The organism is Mycoplasmopsis gallopavonis (assembly GCF_900660635.1).
GTDB lineage: Bacteria > Bacillota_I > Bacilli_A > Mycoplasmatales > Metamycoplasmataceae > Mycoplasmopsis > Mycoplasmopsis gallopavonis.
Genome location: NZ_LR215031.1, coordinates 20,708 through 46,549, shown reverse-complemented (window position 1 = coordinate 46,549; position 25,842 = coordinate 20,708). Strand labels below are relative to the sequence as shown.

At 27.6% G+C, this 25,842-nt stretch carries 9 protein-coding genes; 6 read left to right on the top strand and 3 right to left on the bottom strand.

Annotation, left to right across the window (positions count from 1 at the left end; all coding sequences use genetic code 4):
* Positions 1–10 precede the first annotated feature (10 nt).
* Positions 11–3,112 (bottom strand): hypothetical protein, encoded by a 3,102-nt coding sequence (locus tag EXC53_RS00125; protein WP_129724503.1) that lies wholly within the window; start codon positions 3,110–3,112, stop codon positions 11–13.
* Between the two features lie 675 nt (positions 3,113–3,787).
* Between EXC53_RS00125 and EXC53_RS00120 the strand changes: the two genes are divergently transcribed.
* The 5 genes from EXC53_RS00120 (at position 3,788) to EXC53_RS00100 (ending at position 19,519) form a co-directional block, all read left to right on the top strand.
* Positions 3,788–7,681, top strand: coding sequence for a hypothetical protein (locus EXC53_RS00120; RefSeq protein WP_119571980.1), 3,894 nt, complete (start codon positions 3,788–3,790; stop codon positions 7,679–7,681).
* Complete coding sequence (locus tag EXC53_RS00115) at positions 7,645–8,430, top strand: IS3 family transposase (RefSeq protein WP_129724501.1); 786 nt, start codon at positions 7,645–7,647, stop codon at positions 8,428–8,430. Before EXC53_RS00120 ends, EXC53_RS00115 begins: the two co-directional genes overlap by 37 nt.
* 150 nt (positions 8,431–8,580) lie before the next feature.
* Positions 8,581–8,919, top strand: a complete 339-nt coding sequence (locus EXC53_RS00110) for an IS3 family transposase (RefSeq protein WP_129724500.1) — start codon at positions 8,581–8,583, stop codon at positions 8,917–8,919.
* A 56-nt stretch (positions 8,920–8,975) separates the two neighbouring features.
* The gene (locus tag EXC53_RS00105; RefSeq protein WP_119572150.1) at positions 8,976–18,167 is read left to right on the top strand and encodes a lipoprotein 17-related variable surface protein; all 9,192 of its coding nucleotides are present in this window, start codon (positions 8,976–8,978) and stop codon (positions 18,165–18,167) included.
* Positions 18,168–18,259: 92 nt separating this feature from the next.
* Positions 18,260–19,519: a DDE-type integrase/transposase/recombinase gene (locus EXC53_RS00100; protein WP_129724498.1), complete on the top strand. Its 1,260-nt coding sequence runs from the start codon at positions 18,260–18,262 to the stop codon at positions 19,517–19,519.
* A gap of 58 nt (positions 19,520–19,577) precedes the next feature.
* Here EXC53_RS00100 and EXC53_RS00095 read toward each other — a convergent pair whose 3' ends face one another.
* Entirely contained in the window at positions 19,578–21,146 is a 1,569-nt protein-coding gene (locus EXC53_RS00095) for an AlbA family DNA-binding domain-containing protein (RefSeq protein ID WP_119572342.1), read from the bottom strand.
* 204 nt (positions 21,147–21,350) lie between these two features.
* Between EXC53_RS00095 and EXC53_RS00090 the strand changes: the two genes are divergently transcribed.
* Positions 21,351–23,039 (top strand): IS1634 family transposase, encoded by a 1,689-nt coding sequence (locus tag EXC53_RS00090; protein ID WP_129724495.1) that lies wholly within the window; start codon positions 21,351–21,353, stop codon positions 23,037–23,039.
* 168 nt (positions 23,040–23,207) lie between these two features.
* Here the strand turns inward: EXC53_RS00090 and EXC53_RS00085 are convergent, their stop codons facing one another.
* Positions 23,208–25,589, bottom strand: a complete 2,382-nt coding sequence (locus EXC53_RS00085; RefSeq protein ID WP_119572308.1) for a phosphoketolase family protein — start codon at positions 25,587–25,589, stop codon at positions 23,208–23,210.
* Between the last annotated feature and the right edge of the window lie 253 nt (positions 25,590–25,842).

Sequence of the window (25,842 nt, the reverse complement as noted above, 5' to 3'; positions counted from 1 at the left end):
TTTTATTGTCCTAGTTTATTGTAGATTGTTTTTTAGAAAGATTTACTACAATTTCTTGATTTGCTTCAACATTTGGAATTATTTGAAAATTTGAACTTGCTTGATAAGTAAAATCTTGACTATTAGAGTTTGGTAATGGAGGTAACTCGTAAGTTTCGTGATATTTGATAATCACATCATTTTTTGCTACAAGTGTTTCTCCAAACATAAATTTATATGTTAAAGTAAAACTTTGTTTTGTAATAGCTACATCATAATTTTGACCTAAGGTAAATGTTTGGTTAGGATTAACTAAAAGATATCCTCGAGGAAGTTGTAAATCTTGATTTTCAATATTTGAATCAATTGCTTTGGTAATCATCTGACTACTGACTAATACCCCATTATCTTTGTAATTCAAAGTTGAACTTCTTTTTTGTTTTGTGATTTGAACTTTATTTGTTTGACCACTTTGAATTTGTTGGTGTGAATTAACTAAAACATAATTTTCAGGAAGCTTTAAATCTTTAATTTGAACTTGATAATTTGGAGCTTTTGTTATTGTTTGAGTATCGATTTTAGAATCATTATCAAAATATTCAATAATGGTATTTTTTGTTAAATGTGATAAATGAACTTCAATTGTTTGATTTTGTTCTACATTAGAGATTTTTTGATAACTACCAGAAACCTCATAACTATAATCTTCGTTTCCGTTAGGGATTTGAGGTAAATCATAAGTTTCGTGTCATTTAACAGTTATATTTTGTTGTTTAACAACTTGATTTTGATCTAAGAATTTATAAGTTAAAATGAAACTTTTCTTTTCAACTTCAACTTGATTATTTTGACCAGTATTAATTGTTTGGTTATTATTTTTTAATTGATACCCTTCTGGTAATGTTAGTTGACTTTGAGTTATTGCATCATCAGGATAAGTATTTAAAGTTTGAGTTGAAATTGTTTGAGAATTAGATACATAATTAATTTCTGTATTTACTTTTTGCATTTCAACTTTATTTAAATCAATTTCATAAATAATAAATTTAGGATTTTGAGTTTGAACTCGTTTTTCCTTAATTTGATATTCATAGTGTGGTTCATTTGTTTTAGGAAGACTTGGTCAAATGGTTTGATCAGAAGCTCTTCCAATTTGAGAATTACTTGCAATTTCTTTTCCATTATATTTAAAGATATATCTGCGAATATAATTTATTAATTTGACAGTAATTTCGTTTTCTTGACCAACATGAATAGTTTGGTTGCTAGATTCTAAAAGATAATCAGGTTGATATCAAGAATCTTGAATTTTAATTGTTTCATCAAGGTAACCTTTTTGTGTGTGTGTTTCTCCAATTTGCTTTCTTGTTTGAGCATCAATTATTTTAATTGTAGTTGTTACTTTATTATCTTCAACTTGAAGTTGAATATTAAAAGTTGTATCTTTTGTAAGATCGCTTGTTGTTGGTAAAGGAGAATTATTTGATGAAACATATTTTTTGTGAATATCACTATGAATTGGTAAACTTGGGACTTTATATGTAGGCTCTTCAATGCTAATTGTTCTTTTTTCAGTTTTAATTAAATTATTACCAAATTTAAAGTTATAAGTAATTGTATGAGTAATAGGTTCAATTGGAATTTCTTGATTTGCTAAATTTGAACTTTGAAGATTGAATGTTTTTTTAATTCGATATCCATTTGGAACATCTTTTTCTAATCTTGCTCTAAATCTTTCTTTATTTGTATAAACTAATTTGGTTTCTTTTAGTTTTCCAAGTTTTTGCGAATTATAGTGAATTGTGTAGTATTTTGTATCTAACGCAAGTTCTTTTAATTGTGGTTGTAAATCAACAATAGCTTTCTTATCACTTTTTCTAACTCCATTTGAGAAGAAATTCTTAATAGGAGCAGGGTCAAAGAAACCAGAAGAACTATGACCACTAGAACCGACAGTCTTAACATTTCTAAAGTGCCCAACTCAACCAATTAATGGATCGCTATTTGTCATATAGTTGTGAGAATATCCTGAATTAATCAAAAGATCACTAATTTTTCCGTATTGACCTTTTACTTGTGGTGCGTTAAAAGTTCAGGCACCCTTGAAATTATCAAAATTTGAATGATATTTTTGGTTAGCAAGTAAATATACACCTACCATTTGTGCAAGGTAACCACCAAGTGAGTGTCCAACTGATTTAACTGGAATATTGTGAGTTTTATTCAAAATTGTGTCATTTGGATTTTTAGGATCTCTGAATTTTGCTGAATTAAAATACTGATCAGATAAGTTTGCATATTTTTTTCTAATATTTCAATCTTGTCACATTCAAGAGTAAATATTGACATTTTTATAAGCTTGTTCAGGAACACCACCTGTAAAAATTTTTGCATCAGCTCCTAAATCACCACTTTCTTTTTTATCTGTTCCGGCAATTGCTCAAATATTTTCGGTTTGACTTTCGATAAAAGGGAAATCACTTTGGTTAGTAAATCAAGTTGCATCAAAACCATTTTCTTCATCTCATACATAAACAGGTTGTCAATATCTTGACATTTCGTATTGCATGTTAACATACATGTTTCGCATTTCAGGGTTGTCTGCATATTTGCCCGGTTTATCTTTATCAAGTGATTTTTGAACGTTATCTTTGTAGTCTTTATAATTATCATCATTAAACATATCGAAAATAAAATTCTTTTTACGATATGCTAATTCTTGAAAGAAAGCCATATCTCTAAGCGAAACATCTCAACGTAATTTGTGCTGATCTTGATTGTCTAAAATTCCATCACCATCTGTATCTTGTAATTTTGGGTGAGAATTTAGTCAATAGTAAGTTTGACCATTTTCAACAAATGTATAAACTTCATCTTTGTTTAAAATCCCGTCATGGTCATCATCCCCTTCTGGATCGAGCGGAGGATTTTGGAAAAGAAGTGAATCATAATATCCGCCGTAAAGTTTAATTTCTCCTGAACTAATTTTTAAAGCCGCTTCTGATGTCAGCGGAGTTTTAGATTGAATATTATGAGGTTGAATTGAGGAAATACTAAATATAGAACCAAAACCTAAAATGGGTAAAGCTATTAATAATATTTTTTTAGATCTTTGAATTTTATTTTTTTTCATGATTCTCTCCAAACTACTTTTTTAATTATTTTTGGTAATTAATTTTACAAGTTTATTTTATAAAAATAAAATAAATTTTAAATTTTTGTTATTTACTTACTTAAATAATAAATTTTTTTCAGAAAAAAGAAATCAAAAAAGAATTTTTTAAAAATAAAGATGAAAAAATAAATAATTTTGGTCTTTTAACAATTTTGAGAAAATCGACAATTTTGGTAAATTAGTTTCTTTTTCTAAAAAAAAAAAAAAAAGCAAAAAGTTTCAAATTTTAGCAATATTTATTAAAAAAATATTTAAAAAATTCAAAAAAAGCTTCATTTTTACAAATTCTGTTTGAGTAGTCCAGAAGTTCAAATAAAAAATTTATCAAACTTTAAATTACTTTTAAGACTAGGAGAAAGGTGTAAAAATTAATGTTTTTCAAATTTTGAAGTTTTTATAAAGAGAAAAAAATCTCTTTTTTGTTATGGAAATAATTTTATAAATAATTCATAAAAATCTAATTGGATTCAATTTGAGGTGCTATTTTTTGCGAGTTTTTTGACTTTTATAACTATTTTTAAGGTTTTTTCGGAAACGACTTATTTTTTTCCTTTCTTAGTATAATAGTTTCTATACATTATAAAGGTTGCGTTATTTTTGTCGATTTGCAGTCAACCTTGTAAAGGAGAATTTATGAAAACGAAAAAGAAAAATATGAAATTACCATTGTTGTTACTTTCTTCACTTTCAGTGACACCAATGATCTTTTCTATTTCTCAAACAACAGGAGATAGGTCGATAGTCTATGTTAATAATATTGCTTATGATGACTTTGTCAGAATAGAATCACCAGAAGCATGAACTAACTGAAATAATATCGAGTATCCTGGAAGAGTCCACAACCTAGATCGTACCAAGTATGAATTTTTATTAAATAATACACCTACAAGAAAAGGAGAACCTGCTACAACCCCTCGTGAACAGGGAGAAAAAGGTTCTGATTATTTTGGTTTAGAGTGAGCTTTAGGCCAAGATAAAGATCATAGAAGAACAACAAGTGATACAGTTGGATCAACCAGGGATTGATATAGATTTTTTAGTGTTGATGATAAAAACAAACAACTTAATCAAAATAAATTAACACCTCTTCAAGCAGCAGTTTATGATTTTCAAAAGTGAGGTCAATTTAGTACTTATAACTGAATGGGCTCACAACTTAGTGAAAACGCAACAACCTTAAAAAAAGGTAAATTCTGAACAGGAGATGGTTTTTCTACCAAAACAGGTACAAAAAAATTCAGAATTGGTTTCAATATTTCTAATTTAAGAACATTTGACTCGAAATTTTTTGGTGCAATCTGAATGTCCAATGACATGATTTTAACAGGTAATGTTAATATTACTGTTTTTTCACGTAAATCAGATAATTGAGATTACAAAACACTTAAACAAGAAAATGTTAAAACTTATACTTTCCAAATTAACGAAAGTCCAGATTTTGACGATGTTAACGACAACCAAATTAACCCATTCTTACATTATTTTGATACAAGAATTTCAGATAATGAAAGTAATAGGGTAAGAATTACAGAAAATGGTGAAGAAAAATATTGAGCTTCACTAGATAAAATTCAATATGTTCCTTTTTATGATATTCCTGAAAATATTAAAAGAAGTGACAAATATAATAAAGATTGAATTTCTCCTGAGGGAGAAAAAATAGGAGATAGTCCTAAGAAAATTGTTGAGTTATATCAAAACAAAGGTGTAACTTTAAGTAAAATACTTTTAGATTCTAAACCGGTGTCTATTTATGGACGCTATGATTTTGCACCCGATTCTGACGGTGAAGTAAAATACGGTCTTAGTTTAGATAGTGATAAATGAACAACAGAGAAAAGAAGTGCATTGAATATCAATGGTGGTTCAATTTTAAATTTTGAAGTTAATTATTCAAGTGCTAAACACGAAAATAATGAAAGTGAATATACTACTTCTGCAATTGTTGAATTCGAAATTAAACCAACAGAACAAATGTCTAAGCCAGGAACTACTTTCTTTGGTGCAGGATCAGGAAAATTTGGAACTTATGATTCAAAAAGTTTTCTTTCAGAAGGATTTACAAAATTTGGTTCGAGAGAACAAACATCTATTAAACAAATGATTGTTCGTGAAAGAATGTCAGTTGAAGAAAAATTTAGACAGCCTAACGAAACTATTCCTAGATTTAAAGTAGAAATCAAAAATAAAAATGAAAATAATAAATTAATTGCCGCTAATGAAAAAAGAGATTTCCATAATGTTATGGAACATAAAAAACAAACAAACGGTAATTTAGATACATATAACACTCATTTTTATATTCAAGACGGTGCAAGATACACTGCTGATGATTTAATTGTTTCTCCTGAGCTTTTAAATAGTGATGTTTGATACGCAGGAACAAGTACAAATCCTAAAGATCATGTTTTTAATGAAGAAACAGGAAGTCTAAATGAGGGTCTTATTTTTAAAGAAATTGTTTACTACTTAACAGATAAAGAAAAAATTAGAAGATATGTAGAAAACAAGAAATGATTAACAAGAAAACAAAAAGATGAAATTATTAGACAATCAATCAATGTTTTAGGTAATAATCAAATTAATTTTGCTGATGATAAATATTGAAATTATGAAACAAAAAGAGAAGAAGGTACAACAAAAGCTCTAGAATCATTCATTCAATGAGCAGATAGATTAGATCATGCTCAAGAAGAAGCTGAAAGATATGCTTCTTATCTTACAGATGATGCTTTCTATGAAACAACCCTTTCTTATAAAATAGATGGAATTTCTATCCCTAAACTTATTGACTTTACTTTTGCTGCTAAATTAAAAAGAACTATCGAAACATATATTCAAACATTAAAAATTAGTACAGATTTTAGATCTGAGGAATATCAACCTAATTCTGGTTTAGATAGAAATAGTAAAGATGAAAACACTTTAAGTCAATACCAATTTAAAGATTTTAAAGAGTTAGAGCAAAGTTATGAAAGAATTCAAAGAGTAATCAAGAGGTTAGAAGAAGATTCTAAAGCAAGAATTCAAAAAGAATTATTTGGTAGATTAACTTTCATTAATAATGATGAAGATTTTATTCAAAAAGGTATTAAGAAATTATCTATTAACGAAACAACAAACTATATTCTTGTGCAGAAAAAAGGATTTGGTGGTAATGTAAAAACTTGAAAAGATTGAGTTAAAGAAGAGTTTCAACCAGGTTTCCAAAAAAATGATCCAGCTCAAAATGTTAGTGATGACTATAGTAAATTATCAAGTTCTCAAAAAGTTCTTTACGATCAGTATTATGGTTTAGTAACTTCTTCTTTAAAACAAGCAAGAGATAGATTAGTCGCACTTAAAGATATTTATAAAGAATTAAAGAAACAAAAAGATGCGTTTATTTCTAATAATCCTGATTCAACATACCGTGATGTTTATGGAATGTCTACTAATCAAACAATTAGTGATGAGTGATACAATAACTTTTTAGAGAAAATTCAAGATGTGAATATTCCAGAAGAAAATTCAATTTATAAAGATAAAGAAACTTTAAATGCTTTTCTTAATAAATCAATTGAAGATTTAAAAACAAATTGAATTATACCTATGCAAAATTCTGATGGTAATAAAAATCAAGCTATTAAAAACTTAGAAACATTTAATTACCTTTTAGATGAAGATTTAACAAACTTTAAAAATAAAGTTCAAGCAATCAATGATCAAAATTTCAGTTTTAACGATACTAACTTCACATTAACTAATAATATTAATAAAGTTGACGAAAAGTATCAAGCAATTATTGATGAAGCGTTTGCTAAATCAAAAGAAAATGCCAAAGATAAAGCTAAAAAAGCTTTAACTTATGTAAAAGAAGATGAAATAAATAAATTAGATGAAGCTTTATTATTTAAAGGTATTTCAAAAGCTTCAAGTAATAAACTCAATGAAGATGTTAATGTTAGATTTGGTAACGATTCTAACATTAGTAATATTTATTCAAACCTAATTAGAATTAATAATTTTAGAAAAGGATTTATTGACTTAGTTAATAGCACTTCAATTAATGAACAAACTAACCTTTTAACTCAAAGTCAAAAAGATGCATTAATTGCAAAAATTAAGTCTTCTTTAACTTATGATCAAGCTAAAAGTGAAAGTGCAACAAACACTATTTATAACGATTTAGAAGCTCAAATTTTAGGTCTTAATAAGTTAATGAATGATCTTCAAACTAAAATAGACACTCATGACTTAAAAGGTGATAAATATCTTTTAGCAACTAATAAGGCTGATTATGACACAAAACGTAAGGAAGTTGTTGATTTTCTTGCTAGTGGTTCAAATATTGATACTTCTTCTGTAAACCAACTTAATGAAGATTTCCAAACAAAATATGACGCTTTAAATGGTGATACAGTTGGTTTAGAACAAAAGAGATTAAACGAATTAGTGGTTAATTTTACAAAAAACACACAACAAGCAATGGCTAAACTAGGACACGAAATATGGACACAACCATATTTCGTGTTTTTATATATTTAGGAGGTATTATGAGACAATTAAAGGCACATGAATGATTAGAACTATTCGGTAGTTATGAAGATTACAAAAATAATTTGATATCAAAAAATGATTTTGAACTTAAATATTATTCAATCAGAGGTTTTAGTTTTTTTGATAGAAAATTCAATGAGGCTAAAAAATATTTTGTCTTTAAGTATAACAGATATAATTTAGGAATGATAAATATAGAATCGCAAACAGGTAAATCATCTAAAAAAGGTAAAGGGTCAGGCAGACCAAAAAGGCAAAAAATTACTCCTATTGAAATTGTAAAAAAGGAATGAGAAAAAATGCCTAAGGAACAATTGATTGAAATTTTAGAAATTTATAAAGACTCTTTTGATAGAAATAATATTGAAGTTGATATTTCTAAAATTAAGAAATCTTCACTTTCTACAAGAAAATTGGGCCTATGCTTTAATAAATCTAAGTCAACAATTCACAATCTAAAAACTAAAGAGCAGCAAACAAGAAAAAAATCTGTAAATACTAAATATGATGAATTAATAATTAAGTCATTTAAGAAAAATAAGGGTTTGTTTGGTAGAAAAAGATTGGAAAGTTATATTAGAACAAAATTCCAAATAGATCTAAATTATAGGACTATTGGTAGAGCGATGAGAAGATTAAACTTATTTTGTTTAATCAGAAGAAAGAAAATAGATAGAGAACAAAAGAACACAAACGTAAAATTTATAGATCTTGTTAATCGTGATTATCACGGATAGACAAACCAAATAATTGCCACTGATGTTACTTATATTTCTGCACCAAAAGATTGCTTAAACAATTTTGTATTTTTATCTGTTGCGATTGATCACAAAAGCAAATTTGTTGTTAATTATAATCTTTCAAAAAGAAATGATTTAGAACTAGTAATGGAACATATGTCTAAAATCAAAATGGATAAAAAATGAATAGCTCATTCTGATCATGGTTTCCAATATTCTTCAAAAACTTATGTAGATTTAATTCAGAAAAACAATGGTGTTGTATCAATGGGTAGAGTAGGAAATTCTTTAGATAATAGAGAAGCAGAATATTTCTTTTCAATTTTAAAATCAGAATGTTTAAAATTAATCGATATTACAAAAATAAATTTTAATGAATTAAAATCACTGATTGATGATTTTGTGTTTTGATACAACAACGAAAGAATTCAATCAGTATTAAATTGAAAAACACCTCAAGAGTGTTGAGGTGTTTTAGTAAATTAAACTTTTTGTCCACTTTTCGTGTCCCAGTTTAGGCTTCTAGTGTTTCAGCTTCAAATATGAGTGCTATTGATAATAATTTAGATCAAAATAGTCAAGTAGAAATTGTTTATGACGCTAGTAGTTTTAAATTTGATGATGTTAACGGTAAAGTTCAATTTAGTTATGTATTAAAATCAACTAAACAAGGATTTGAAACTTTAACTTCTGAAAAGAGAACAGCATTAGTTGATTCTAGCGGAACTAATAAATTCAAGACCGAACAAGACAGAATTAATGAATTAGCACAAAGTTATCACGCTAATCCAAATTCAATTTTGATTACTGGAATTGACCAAGCTAAAACTAAACCATCAAAAGTTCAAGATAGCAATGTAAACTTCAATAGAACATTAATTAATGCAAATGATAAAGCAAACCTATCTAGTTTTGTACTTTCAAATAAAGATGATGTTAATGGTACAATTGATGCATCATTTACTATTGCTTCTACTAAGACAGCAACTGAATTAAATACACTTGATTCAAACTTTAGTAAGCCATCAATTACTGCTACTAAAACTAAAAAATTAACAGGATTTTACACAAATGCTAGAGAACTTGAAGATGAAAGAAAAAGAGTTGAAAGTTTTGTTCCTAAAGTTAGATTTGATTATCCAAATAAACAAGATCTTTTAGCAGATTATAGTTCTATTCAAGAAAATGCAGTTACTTCTCAATTATTGAGTGGTTCACCACTTGCTTCAGCTCATTTAAAAGTTATTAATTTAAAAATTACCAATAAAGATGATAGAACAGGCCAAGTAAGACTTTCATATGTTTTACAATCAACCGATCTTCCTGCTGCTCAAATTACTGTAAATCCAAATCTCAGCAATTTTGCAAACACAGGAATTTCAGGATTTAAAACAGAACAACAAAGAATTAATGAGTTAGTGAGACAAGTGGTTGCAACTTACTTAGATGCTTCACATAAAGCAGTTGAAGAAACAATTGATTCAGAAGTAAGTTATAATAGCTTAGCAGATGCTAGTGTTGAAAGTAAAAATCCTACGATTACTGCTCGAAATGCTGCTCAAAAAAGTATTACAGTTAGTTATAAAGTTAAATCAACAAGAGAAGGATTTACAGATATTTACGCAGAAGGTAGCTCTTCAATTAATGGCTTTTTAGATGAAGCTGAGAGATTAAATAGTTTAATTAATAATCCAACTAATTATCCGGTAAATATAGACTATTCTCAACCAAAAGCTAACATCAAAGCTTCAGAAGTTCAAAAAGAACAAATCACTAAGGTATTAGGGGGAAATAACTCGCAAGCACAAATCGTGATTAAGAGTTTAAGTGCAAACGATCAAACTGGTGATTTAACTATTACTTATGCACTTGAATCAACTAAGAGTGTTTTTCAAACTAATAAAAAAGAATCAACAGCAACTAAAACAATTACACTATCAGGATTTAAGACTTTAAAAACCGAAGAACAAGATCGTTTAAATAGTGATCAAGTTACAGTAAGTGTTGATGCAAATGATAAAGCAAATATTCAAGCAAGTTCAATAAATAGTCCAGACTCTTTAACTTGAACATTAACATCAACCAATCCACAAGCTCAAATCATTAACAAAAAAGTTGTTGGATACGATGAAATTACAGGAACATTAAAAGTTTCTTATCAACTTGAAAGTACTAAATCTAATTTAAATCCAAGCACAGATACTTCTAAGGTTCAATCAGAAGTTAAATACGCTTTAATTCAAGGATTTAAAACAGAAGAACAAAGACTGAGAGAATTAATTAAACAAAACTTACAAATTTCTCAAAATAGTAATGATTTACACAAATTACCTTCTAGTTTAACAGTCCAAGATTTTAGTATTACTAAACCGAGAACTGGATACGAAAACACCGAATTAACATTAAATAATCCAACAAATCTAAATGATGATCTTGGAACAGCTTCTATTTCATATAAATTAAAATCAAGTGGCAAAAACCTTGTAAGTAATATGGGGAATGATTCTAGTTCAAATCCAAATCAAGAAATTGCAGTTTCAAGTGATCTTCAAAACTTTGGTGGATATTTAACAAATACCCAAAAAGAAACAGAGCGTTTACAAGGTATTCTTGATTCAAATTTAAAAATTTCTTATAGTGGTAACAAAGAATATTTACCATTATTTAATCAAGATCAAGTTGTTGCTAATAACCTTGTAATTTCACGAAAAGATGGAACTACATTAGACGATCAAAATATTATCATTGAAAGCAAAACAATCACAAAAAGAGATGATTCTAACGGAACTATAGAAACAAGTTATAAAATTGTTTCTAAAACAAATCCAAATGCTTTTATCGAAGTTACAAGTGTAGCATATCCAACTCAAACTCAAATTGATGGATTTAAAACTGAACAAAATCGTCTTGATGAATTAGTTCTTGTTGCTGATTATGCAAATAAAGAAAATATTTCAGCGACAGATGCTACTAATCAAGGTGTTTCAATTGCAAACACAAATGATAATTTTGTAGAGGTTCAAAACTTACAAATTACTCAAAGTAGTGATTTAAATCAATCTATTAGCGGAACTTATGTTTTAAAATCAACTCGAAGAGGATTTGAAAATTTAGTTAGTCAAACTAAAACTTTCACAATTAATGGACTCCAAGATGAAGTTACAAGACTGAATAATTTATTAAATTCTCCTGATGTAACAAAAACAATTTCTTATAATGATTCCCAAACAGCTCAAAACTCAATTAAGGCAAGTGCTTTTAAAACAAAATTTGATCAAAATAACAAATTGTTAAAAGCAATTCTTGCAAATCAAGAAGCAAACAAAGCACAAATTCAAATTTTAAGTGTAAGTGCTAATGATGAAAGTGGAGAACTTATTGTTAATTATGTTTTAGAATCTACTAAAACAGAATTTAATTCAAAACCAAGATCTTTAGCTTCATCAATTACTTTAAGTGGATTTTTAACAAATGTACAAGAAGCTCAAAATGATTTAATCAAAGAAATTGAAGACGCAAAAAATAAAGGTCAAATCACAGAAAAACAAGCTAAAGATTTAATTGATAAAACTAAGAGCCAAACAACTGAAAGTGGTGTCGAAAACGTTAAAAATGATTTAAATCGTGATATTAAAGTAAATGAACTTACTAATAACATTGATCAAACATATCCAAATTTAAATCCAAAACAAAAAGAAGATTTAAAAACTTTATTAGCAAGTTCTACTTCTGCCGCTGATGCTCAAACAAAATTTAATTCATATAGTCCAATAAATGATCAAATGGGACAATTAAAAAATGAAATTACAAAATATGAAGAACTTAAATCACAAGATTTAAATCAAAAATATTCAAAAGCAACAGAAACTCTTAAAAATAATTTTGATAAATTACTTACTGCTGCAAAAGAATTATTAACTTCAACAACTAACAATGGTCAAGATTCATTAGCTAAATTAATTGACACTAATAAAATAAATGAAGGTAGCTTAGCGAATGCGTGAGGAAAATTAGATGGTGAAATTAATGTAGCTCTTGAAAAATTAAATGAAAATTCATATTTAAATAATCAAGAAATTGAAAAATTCAGAGAAAAACTTAATAATATCAATCCACTTGATGATGATTATCAAACTGAAATTCAAAATCTTTTAGATAAAGCTAAAAATGCAAATGATGCTAAAAAAGAGAAAATTGATTTAATTGATCAACTTGATAATTTAACACCAGAACAAAAACAATTGTTTAAAGAGCAAATTAAGAACATTAATTCAGAATTTAATGATCAAGACAATGAGTTAAACGAAACTACTAAACAAGAACTTGATAAAATTCTTGTAAATGCAGAAAAACAAAATTTAATTAATCAAATTAGTGATTCATACGAAAATCTCAATCCAAAACAAAAAGAAGAATTAAAAGAACAAATTGCTGGAGCAAGTTCAACAGAAAATGCAAAAGAAATCTTTGCTAATGCTAGTGATCTAGACGAAAAAATGAAGACTTTAAAAGAGCTTGTTGAAACATATAAAAATAAAAATGTTGATCAATTAGATGACTATAAATATGCTTCAAAGGCAAATAAAGATCGTTATGATGCTGCAATTCAAAGTGCAGAAGAATTATTAACTTCAACAACTAATAATGGTTCTGCTAATCCTTCACTAACTACTTTAATTGGAGATAAAAATACTCCAGGAAGTCTTGATAATTTATTTAATCAACTAGATGGACTTAAAAATCAAGCAATTAATGCAATTAACGAATTAAAAAATCTTAATGACAAAGAAAAACAAAATTTAATTAACGAAATTCGAAATATTGATAACAATTCTGAACAAAAAGGAGATTTAATTAATGCTATTGTAGATAAAGCTAATAACATTAATGATGTTAAAACAACAGCAATTGAAAAATTAAATCAAATCCCAGGGTTAACAGAAGCAGAAAAAGCAAAATATGCAGAACAAATAAAAAATGTTGACTTTACAAAAGAGAATCAAAATCCTAGTCCTGAAGAACAAGTTGCAAATATTCTAAAAGAAGCAGAAAAACAGAGTCTTAAAAATCAAATTGATCAATTACCACATCTTAATCAAAACCAAAAAGACGCTTACAAAGCTTTAATTAATGCAGATACTTCACCAGAGAGTGATAAAGAAGTCTTAAACAATGCAATTAAATATGATGAATTAAAAGGTCAAGCAGAAGAGCTTAAAAAACAATTAGAAGATTATAAACAAACACCTGATTATAAACTTGCTGATCCTGAGTTTAAAAATAGTTTTGATGAAGCTTTAGATAAACTTACTAGGGAAATTGCTGATGATAGCCATGCTCATGTTCTTGATGATCTTCAAAATTACATTGATAAAGCAAATAAAGCAAAAGACCAATTAAATGGAAATGAAAATCTTGAAGATATTAAGAAAGAAATTCAAAATTTAGACCATCTTGATTATTCGCAAAAACAAAATCTAATTGATATTGCAAGTAATCAAGATAATTTAGCAGAAGCTGAAAAAATTAAAGAACTTGCAGATTCACTTAATACTAATTTAGTAAGTCTAGAAGAATTAATTAAAAAATCAAACGAGACAAAAGCTAAAACAATTTATCTTCTTGAAGAACAAAATGTTAAAACTGATTTTGATCAAAAATTAACTGATGCAACTGATAAACAGAATTCTTTAAAAAATATTCAAATTACCCCTGATAATTACAATTCTATAAAAGAAGAAATTGCAAGATTAAATCAAGAAGCTTTAGCTGCAGGAACTGGACTTCAAAACGCATTAGATCATCTTGATGGAAATAGAAAAGATTTAGCAAATAAATTAGATCAATTTGAATTGATTGAAACAAAAACTTCTCTTAAAGAACAAATTTTTAAAGATTTACCAAAAGAATTTTCAAAAGAAGAACTTAAACAAAGTTTAGAAAATTATCTTAATGTTGCCAAAGCTACTGGAATTAATCAAGTTGAGAATTTTGATCACTTAACAAGAAGTGAAAAAGATGCTTTAATTCAAAAAATTGAAAATGCAGCTCTTAATTCATTGGATGTTAAAAATCCAGACTGAATTGGTCAAAATGGTTCTGAAAAATTCGATAAAAATGTTAATGACATTTTAGTAGAAGCACTTGCATCAAATAATGCTAAAAATAAAGCATTAGATGAAATTGATAAATTAAATGGATTAAATGACACACAAAAACAACATTATAAAAATGAAGTGATTAATAACCCAACAAGTGAAGTCGATAGCATTGTAAAACTTGCGAAAGAGCTTGAAACTGCAATGAAAAAATATCGTAATGAGAGTTTTGCTACAAATCCAATTAGTAAAACAGACATCGATTATACACAAGCTGATCAAAACAAGAAAACAGCATTTGATAATGTTCTAACAAATCAAGAGGCAAATACAAACAAAACTTCAGGACCTAACTTAACTTTAGAAGAAGTTCAAAAACTTCATAAAGAACTTCTTCAAGCTCGTGAAGACTTAGATGGAGAGGAACGTCTTAATCAAGCTAAAACAAATGCTAAAAATAAAATTGATCAAGAATATAATAACTTAACAGCTAGCCAAAAAGAGGCTGCTAAACAGGCGATTGATAATAATGAAGTAAATACTATTGAAAAAGTAGAAGCATTAGATAAAAGAAATTCAGCTTTAGATTCTGCGACAAAATTATTAAATGATTTTATTGCATCTGAAAATGAAATTAAAAGTCATGTTCAATATTCTGGGTCAGAAGAAGCACTTCGTAATAACTATGATCAGGCCTTAAATAAAGGTAAAGAATTAGCTACAAAATTAAATGAAAATCAAAACCCAAGCTTGCTTGATCTTGAGAATTTACAAGCAATTAATAAATCAATTCAAGACGCCTTGGATAAATTAAATGGTGAAGAAAACTTACGGAATGTTCAAAATGATGCAAATAATCAAATTGATAGTTTAGAAGATTTAAACCAAGCTCAAAAAGACGCTTTAAAACAAAAAATTTCAGAACAAAATACACCTGAAAATGTTAGAGATATTGTTGAAAAAGCAAAAGAGTTGAATGATAAAATGAACAAGTTAAATGAACTTGTCAATACAGAGCATACAAATAATACTAAGCAAACTGAAAATTATCAAAATGCCGATAATACTACTGACAAACCATATAAAGATAATTATGATTCTAGTTTACAAGAGGCAGAAAAAGTTGCAAAAGATTCTAATTCTGACAAAGATTCTAAAACAGCTCTTTTAGATCCTGAAAAAGTTGATAAATTAATTGAAGACTTGAAAAATTCAATTAATAACTTAAATGGTGATCAAAAATTAGCAAAGGCTAAAGAAGAAGCGACTAAATCTATTAATGATTTACAAAATCTTAATGATGCACAAAAACAAGATTTACTAAATAAAGTAAATGATGCTAAATTAGTCGAAGATGTTGAAAATCTTGCAAAACAAGCTAAAAATCTTGATGATGCAATGAAAGATCTTGGGGATAAAATTGCTGAAATCAAGAAGGAAATTGCAGACAATCCAATTAAATACGATCAAGCTGATTCAAATAAAAAATCAATTTATGATCAAAAATTAAAAGAAGCAGAAGATTTAATTAAAAATTCTGGTAAAAATCTAAATGAAGCTGAAGTCAATAAACTTCAAGAAGATTTAGATGAAGCTCAAAATAATTTAAATGGTGAATCTAATTTTGCTAATGAAAAACAAGATGAAATTAATAAGATTAATGAGGACCCTAATTTAACACCTGCTCAAAAAGACGCATTAATTGATAAAGTGCGAAACGCAACAAATAAAGAAGAGCTTGATAATTGAAAAGAAAAAGATAAAAATCTATCAGATAAAATGGCAAAACTCAGAGAAACACAAGAGAATGCAAAAGATGTTGCCGGAAGTGATGTTTTCAAAAATGCAAATCAAAACTCACAAGATCGTTTAACTAACGATATTAAGAATAATGATGATTTCATTGCTCAAAATAATGGTGATCAAATTAACTTAGATACTTTAGAAACTCAAATCGATCAGTTAATTAAGCAAACAGAAACTGACATTCAAAACTTAAAAGCAGAAGCTGAAGAAAAACTTACTAATGCTAAAAATAAGGCAACTGAAGATTTAAATTCATTAACTAACTTAAATAATGCTCAAAAAGATGCTCTTTCAAACGCAATTCAAAATGCTACTTTAATAGAAGGAGATAATTCAAATTCAGTGTCAGAGATCATTAAGCAAGCTAAAGATTTAAACACTGCAATGAAAGAATTAAATGATTATATTGAACTTGTTGTTGAGCAAGGAAAAAATAATGATCCGAAAAATTCTTCAAATTATCAAAATGCAGACAAAATTAGAAAAACAGCATTTGATAATTCTTATCAAGCAGGAATGAATTTAGTTGATAAATTACATGGAGCAAATCTTGATCGTGAGCAAACAAGACAAACATATATTGACTTACGCAAGGATTTTGAAGCATTAAATGGTGATCAAAACAAAGCTTTAGCAACAGCAGAGCTTGAAAAATTAGTTCATCAAGCTGATGATTTTAAATCAAAACATCCATATGTTGATGCTCCAAAACATAAAAAAGATCGTTATAATGAAGCAATCAAACATGGTCAAGATATTTTAAATAATCCAAACAATTATAGTGCTAGTCAAGTGCAAGAAGCAATTGATCGTATTAAAGATGCAATTCGTGAAATTTACGATAATAAAGAAGATATCAAAAATAACATTAACGATCTTAATAATCTATCAGAATCAGAAAAACAACATTTTAAAGATTTAATTGATAAGACATCAGATCCAAAAGAACGTGAAAAAATCTACGAACAAGCTAAAGAAATTAATAAGAATAAACAAGATTTAATCGATTTAGTTAATTCGAAAGATAATTTAAGCAACAAGGACAAACAACAACTTATTGATAAGATTATTAAAACTGATTCAAACGCTGATCCTGATTGATTTAGTCACTTACAAGATCAAATTAATCAAGCCGATCAGTTAGTTAAAGAGCTAATTGATCAAGCTCAAAACCCAAGTTTAACAAATCAAGAAATTGATGATTTAATCAAGCATCTTAATGAACTTGGAATTCACAACTTAAATTATGAAAATCTAGCTCAAGAGTTAAAATATTATAATGATGTTTCAAATGCTCTTAGAGCTTATCAAAAAGCTAGTGTTGAAAATAGCGACTACCAAGAACTTAAAGATAATTTAATTAAGGCAATTGAAACACAATTAACTTTAAGTTATGATGATGCAAAAGTACGTGAAGCTCAACAATTATTAGCTAATAAACAAGCGATAATTAATCAAATTGGACAAACAGAAATTAATTTAGTAACAGCTATGCTGGATAGCAATGAAGCTAATTTCAATAAATTAATAGATTCATTAAATCTCCTCACAACTGATTCATATCAAGAATTTAAAGAAGAATTAAAGAAAGAAAAATACTTTGAAATTATGAACAAACCACGTAGTGAAGTAACTAAAGAGGATATTCAAGTAATTAATAATGTTGATCCAAAAGATAGTTCTAATGTAATTTATAGTGCATTGAAACAAGCGATTAAAACAAAAGTACAAGGTGATCGTCTTAGTGTATGATGATGAATTACTTTAAGTCTTGCTACTCTTGGTTTAGGAGCTGCAATCTATTTCTTAGTTCGTAATTTAAGAAAATAATTAGTTTAAAAACGAAAAATAACAAGAATATTCTTGTAAATCAGGATAAAAAAATTAGACACATTCCAAAAAGAAAGGAGTGTGTCTTTTTTATGCGTTTAAAACAATTTACAAAAGAACAAAAATTAAAATATATCCACATTTACCAAAAAGAAGGTTTTGAAATAGCGATTATAACTTTTGTTGAAGATTTTTGAGAAAGATATCAAATCATAAAACAAAGAAAAGAGGGTAAGCATGAAAATCCTTATAGAAGAGCGAAAGCTTTATTAAAGAGTTGGATAAAAATATATAATTTCAACATGAATAATTTAGAAAGTAAATCAGGTAAAAGTAAAAAACCTAACTCAGGAAGAAGAAAAAGAGTTAGCATCAATGAATTGTGTGAGGAAGATAGAGATCTTTATCAGGATATTATGGAAGAAATTTTGGAAGAAAGAGGAGTAAAACAACAAGAAATTTTTGAAAAAATTAGAAAAAGAAAAGAAGAAAAAAGTAAACAATTTAGAAATATTTCAAAAATTTCATTAGTTTTGAAATTAAATCGAACTTCTTTTTATTACTCTTATTCTAAGAAAGAAAAAATTGACAAAAAGAAATATATTGATCATGAATTAATTAATTGAATTAATTTAGAAGCTAAAAATTCTAATTTTGTTATAGGAAGAGATAAACTTTATCAAAAATACTTATTAACGCACCAAAAAAGAATTTCTTCATATTTATTTAGACTAAATTATGAATTTAATCAATATAAATCAAGAGCATATCAAAAGAAAAAATCAAAGAAAAACAAAGAGGTAAAATTCTCTAGAATCTGAGCATCAGATTTAGTTCAAGGAAATTTTAAATCAAATTATTTTGGTGAAAAATTACATGCAGATATTAAATTTATTAAAACAAAAGAAGGAATGAGATTTCTTCATGTTATCACCGAAACTTTTAGTAACACTGTTTTAAATTGAACTTTATCGGATATAAGAGATTCTGCATCTACTATAAAGCTTGTTCAAGATACTCTTGATAAACATCAAATCAAACCTACTATTTTTCATTCAGATCACGGAATTGAATATGCAAATTTTGCCTTTTCTAAATTTTTAAAAAATGTAAATACTAAACAATCAATGTCTCCAAAAGGTAATTCATTAGCAAATAGACCTTCCGAATTTATTTTTGCATTAATTCAAAGAGAATTATTAGATTTTTATGAAACTGATAAAATGTTAGATAGCGAAGTGAATTTAATCATATCTAAATATTTTTCTTGATATAACCTCGAAAGACCTCAATCAAATTTAAATTGAAAAACGCCGCATGGTTTTTTAACACATGCGACGTTAAGTGTCTAATTTATTTATCCTAATATACAAGAATATTCTTGTTATTTTTTTATATAGTTAATATTTATTAAAATTTATCTTTTTTAATTATTCACTTTCCAGACTTAGTAGAACCTTCTCTTGAAATAGAACCTTCTTTTAATAATTTTTTTATATGATAACGAACACCATCAAATGATATTTTTAAATTTCTTGCAATTTGTCTTGCTGTTATATTTGGGTAAAGTGCCATTAATTCAATTATTTTATCTGGAACTGATCTTTCAATCGTGATTTCTTGGGTAGTTTCTTGGGTAGTTTCTTGGGTAGTTTCTTGGGTAGTTTTAATGTTGTTTGTGTCTTTTAAAAATTCTTTGTTGATTTGCATTACTGCATTTGTGTAATTTTCATTACCATTTTCAGGATAAAAAATTAAAGCAGGCGAAGAATTTTTAGAAAGTGCATCTTTTGCTCTTCTTATTCCAGAACCAAATGATTCTATTAATTTCAACGAATAAAACATATCTTTAATTTCTTTATTCAAATATTGTCTTCTATCAAATGTTGTTTCTTTGTTAAGTGCTTCAATAGTTATTGGAGGAAGGGGTCTGTTATGATTTATAAATGAAATTTTATCTTTATAAACATAAATTCCTACATATTGTGGAATATCGTACTCTTTATGTAAAATTGCATTAGTGGCAATTTCTTTAAATGCTGTTAAAGGATAATTGTATATAATCTTATGTTTTATTTTATTAGGATCTCTTATTGTGTATGAAGATAAAATGTTCTCTTGAAAAAAATTATTTACTTGTTTGACTTGAATCCAAATAGGCCCATCAAATTTTTTAGATTCCATTTTATCAGTATTTTGTATTTCTCTTATTATTTCAACATGTGCATTTGGAATGAATTTATTAGGTTTTTCAGCAAACATTAATACTGCAAAATTTTTTGCTCTATAAATTTTTCCATGCTCGCTAGAACTTACTAACCCCATACTTTTTGCCATTTCAAGTTTAGGCATCTTTATAATATCTTTTTTCGCTCCCGTTTGCAATAAATACTCTTTCATATATTCGTAACTTAAATCATCTATTGTTGCATAATCATTTAAATTAGAACTAAATGAGAAATTAGCAAATTTTTTTAATAGTTCAAATTCTTCCATTGGATTTGGTAATCTAGATTCCCTACCTACCCTAATATATCTTCCTTGTTTTAGTCTAATATTTTTATCTTTTTCTGCTTTTTCGCTTGTTTGAAAAGGACCTTGACTACTGCTTTCAACAGCTATAATAATATAATATTTATCATCTATCTTATCATTGAGAATTTTATAATTAATTTTTGGATGTATATTAGACAATAATGACTTTAATTCATTTTCTGTCGACTCAATTTGAGACTCACTTATTCCTGTTATTGGTCTTTTTGGTATTGCTTTTTCTTTTGTTTCAATATTATTTACTTCTTCAACTCCGATGAATAAAAGACCTATTTCGTCATTCATATAATTATTCGCAAAAGCACAAGCTGTTTTTAAAATTTTATCCTTGAAAATTGCTGATTTTTTATATTCTATAAAACTATTTTCTATATTTTTATTTTCAAGAATATTATGTGCAATTTTTTTGATATCTGAAATTCTCATCATATCTCCTTTTTCGAAAAAGTCTATATATAAATAATTTTAAATGTTTTTAAATATTTTTAGTAGTTTATGATTTTTTGATTATATTTCAGATTTTTTTATTGCCCTGAGTTTCCAAGTTGGAAGCTCTTTTTTATACCTTTTACCTTATTACTTATATACATTGTATATAAGTACCATTTTCAATTATTTTAACTTTTTACAATGATTACAATGATAATAATGTATAATATAGATATGAGTAACTACATTCTGTATAAAAGAAAAAACCCAAAAGGAATTTACATTGCATTAGGAATATCAAAAGGATATGGTAAAGGGATTGGTAATTTAGTTGGATTAGGTTATTGAGAAGAAATTAAAGAAAAATATTCTCTACAAAACATCGATGATTTAAAACCAATTGCTAGATTGGTTCCTGTTGGAGAAGATAAAATTGAAGTTAAAACCAAATTTTTCCAATTGCTTAACCCGACATCTGTTGAAACAAATGTAAAAAACGTTGGTATTGAATTGATTTATAAAGTAATTAAAGAACTAGATTTATTTAAAGGGTTACCGAAAACTAAACACAAATCTTTAGAAGAAGTATTGGAATTTATTGTTGCAACAAGAATAATTCAACCAAGAAGTTATATTTGTCAATACAAAAACAAAAATGACTTTTTACATGAGATAGATATAAAAAAATCTTCAATTTATAACTATTTTGATACTTTTTTAGAATATAAAAATACAATTTTAGTCAATATTTATAACAAAATGCAAGAATTGACAACTAGAAACACAAAATTAATGCATTTTGATAATACAACTGTTTATTTTCAAAGTTTTTCAAGAGATGGTTTGAGACAAAGAGGTTTTTCTAAAGATGGAAAACATGATGAAGATCAAATTGTTGTGGCTATGGCAGTTGATAATAATGGTATTCCTTTTCACTATAAAGTTTTCGAAGGAAATACTGCAGATTCTAAAACTCTTGTGAAATTTTTAGTCGAAATGCAAAGAATTTACAAAACAAAAGACACAGTAATAGTTGCTGATAAAGGTATTAGTCAAAATGCAAATTTAAGATATTTAGAACAAAAAGGATATAAATATATAGTTCAGAAACGTATTGATATTCTTGGAAAAGAAGATAAAGCATTTATAGTAAATGATCAAGGATTTGTTCAAGAAAATGATTATTTTACTAAATCTAGATTCGTCCAATCTGTTTGAGCTAAAAACAAAAATAAAAAAAGATATAGCGATACTTTTAGAAAACAATTTATCTATTTTAGCCCTTCAAAACAAACTTTAGACAAAATAAAAAGACAAAATCTTATTAATAAATTGGAGAAAAAGTCTATTAACGGTGAATTGCCATTAAGTGCTTTGGTTCCAGAATATAAGAAAAAGTATATGGATGTAGATGGTAAAACAGTCGGAAGATTAAATATCGAAAAAATTAAAAAAGTAGCTAATGAAGATGGCTTTTATATGATTGAAACCAACATAACAAACATAGATTCAAAAGAAGCGAATGAAATATATAAGGGACAATGAAAAGTGGAAGAAGGATTCAGAACTTTAAAATCAGCAATCGAAGTTAGACCGATGTACGTTTATAAAGACGAGCATATTCAATCTCATGTATTTTTATGCTTTTTGTCTCTAATTGTTTTGAAATATTGCATTTATAAATTAAAGAAATTTTATAAAGATAATGGAGAGATTCAAAAACTCACAATGAATATGTTTATAGATGCATTGAAACTTATAACAATCACAACAAAGACTGTGAATGGTAAAGTTGTAAGTGAAATCAAGAATAATTTAGACCCAGAACATAATGAATTAAACAAAATATATTGTGATTTTCAATATGCGGTTGATGGTCTATCATTGTAATTTAAAAGTACAAAAAACGAATACGCCTTATTTGTAGGTGTATTCGTTTTTTTCTTCATTACAACTTGGAAACGCAGGTTTTGATTATATTTCAGATTTTTTTATTGCTGTTTAAAAATAAAAAAACATAAAGCATTTATGCTTTATGTTTGTGGTGAGTGTCTTAAATTATTTGTTAAGACCTTTTCATTGTCAGAATCTAACTTCATCTTCGTCAATTCCAACTTCTTGAATGTATTGTTTGTGGAATTTAATTTTTTCATCCATAAGTTTAACAAAGTCATCAGCTTTTGCTCCAAATACTGCTTTAGCTGCTGTTTGTGACATGTGGTATCTATCCATATCACTCATTAAACGAATGTCGAATGAAGTTGTAATATCTCCGTTTTCTCTATATCCATGTGGATGTAAGTTGTGGTTTTTACGTGAGAAGAAGATATCTCTTAATAATCCTTCGTATCCGTGGAATGCAAATACAACTGGTTTATCTTTTGTGAAGATAGCATCAAATTCTTCATCTGAAAGACCTCTTGGGTCAAGACTTGGGTGACGTAATCTTAATAAATCAACAACGTTAACAAATCTGAATTTTAATGATGGGTATTGTGTGTGTAAGTATTCTGCTGTTGCTAAAAGTTCTAATGTAGGTTCTGTACCTGAAGATACAAGTACTAAATCAGGTTCTTCACCATCTTTAACTGTTGAAGCTCAATCAATAACTTTAAGACCTTTTTCAACTAATTCAGCTGCTTCTTCTTTTGTAAATCATTGTTCTCTTGGTTGTTTTGAAGCAACGATTAAGTTAATTACATCTCTTTCTTTTAATGTTTTTTCTAAAACAGCTAATAATGAGTTTGAGTCCGCTGGTAAGTATTCTCTGATTAATTCAGGTTTTTTATCAGCTAAGTGTCCTAAAATACCTGGGTCTTGGTGTGTATACCCGTTGTGGTCTTGTTGGAATGCTGTAGAAGTAGCAATAACATTAAGTGATGGGTAATCATTTCTTCAGTGAACTTTTCTTGCTTTTGCAACTCATTTCATGTGTTGTGTAAGCATTGAATCAACAACTCTTAAGAATGATTCGTATGAAGCAAAGAATCCGTGACGTCCTGTTAATACATAACCTTCTAAAATACCTTCTGCTTGGTGTTCTGAAAGTTGTGAGTCAATTAATCTTCCAACTGGTCCAACAGCTTCATCTAATTCAGCATCTACTCTTTCTAATCATTGACGGTTTGTAACTTTAAGAATGTCAAATAATCTATTTGATTTAGTTTCATCTGGTCCAAAAGCACGGAAGTTTGTAGGGTTCATTTGGATAACTTTTGCATAGTATTTACCAGCGTTAACCATATCTTGGTCTTTCTTAGAACCTGGTTTACCAATTTCGATTGCAAAATCTTGTCATTTTGGTAAATCAAGTGGTTTTGGATCAATTCCACCATTTGTAATAGGTGTAAGTCCCATACGTTTTAAACCTTTTGGAGCAATTTCAGCATATTCTGCTTTAAAGCTTCCGTCAGCATTGAATAATTCAGCTGGTTTATATGACATTAATCAGTCTTCTAATTCTTGTAACATTTTTGGATTTTCTGATGTTACAGGTAATGGAACTTGGTGTGCTCTGAAGCTTCCTTCGTATGTTAAACCTTCAATTTTGTGTGGACATGTTCAACCTTTTGGTGTACGCACAACAAGTGCAGGTCATAAAGGTCTTGTAGCATTTTCTGCACCTTTTTTAGCAGCTTCTGCTCTAATAGCTTGAATTTTTTCGATTGCTTCGTCAAATTTAGCAGCCATTTGTGCATGAATACCTACTTGATCATTTACATCGGCTTCAACGAAAATTGCATCTCATCCATATCCAAATAACATGCTTTTAATTTCTTCGTTTGTTTTACGAGCCATAATTGTAGGGTTAGAAATTTTTCCACCATTAATATGTAAAATAGGTAAAACTGTTCCGTCATTTACTGGGTTAATGAATGATGAACTGAATCATCCAGCAGCTAATGGACCTGTTTCTGCTTCACCATCACCGATAACTGTAGCAGCAATAACTTGTGGGTTATCTAAAATTGCTCCTGTAGCATGTGAAAGTGAGTAACCTAATTCTCCACCTTCGTGAATTGAACCAGGTGTTTCAGGTGCAGCGTGGCTAGCTGTTCCACCAGGGAATGAGAATCTTTTGAACATTCTCTTAAGACCTTCTGTATCTTTTGTAATTTCTGGGAATAATTCTGTGTAGCTTCCGTCAAGGTATGAGTTAGAAATCATAACTTGTCCACCGTGTCCAGGACCTTCAATGTAAAACATTTCAAGATCATATTTATTAATTACACGGTTTAAGTGAGCATAGATTAAGTTTTGCCCTGGAATTGTTCCTCAGTGTCCGATTGGATACATTTTAACGTCTTCAGCTTTTAATCCACCTTCTAAAAGTGGGTTATTTCTTAAATAAATTTGCCCTACTGAAAGATAGTTAGCAGCTCTTCATCAGGCATGCACTTTTTCTAAATATTCTTTTGTATCAAATTTTGTTTGATTCATATATAACATCCTTTTTATTTAAATAATATTCATTATCTTAGACACATTAAAAAAGAAAATTTCTTAATATGTATTTAAATTATCTTATTTTTTTGATATTTGGTAAATAAATAGTTCCCAACTGTGGAAAGTTTTCCAGTTCCATGAACCTTGATCATTCTAGTTTATAACTCCAAAAATAGCTAAGAAATATTTTTTGAAATTATGTCTTTTTAATAATTTTTATTTTATATATTTAGAAAATTCAAGAAGT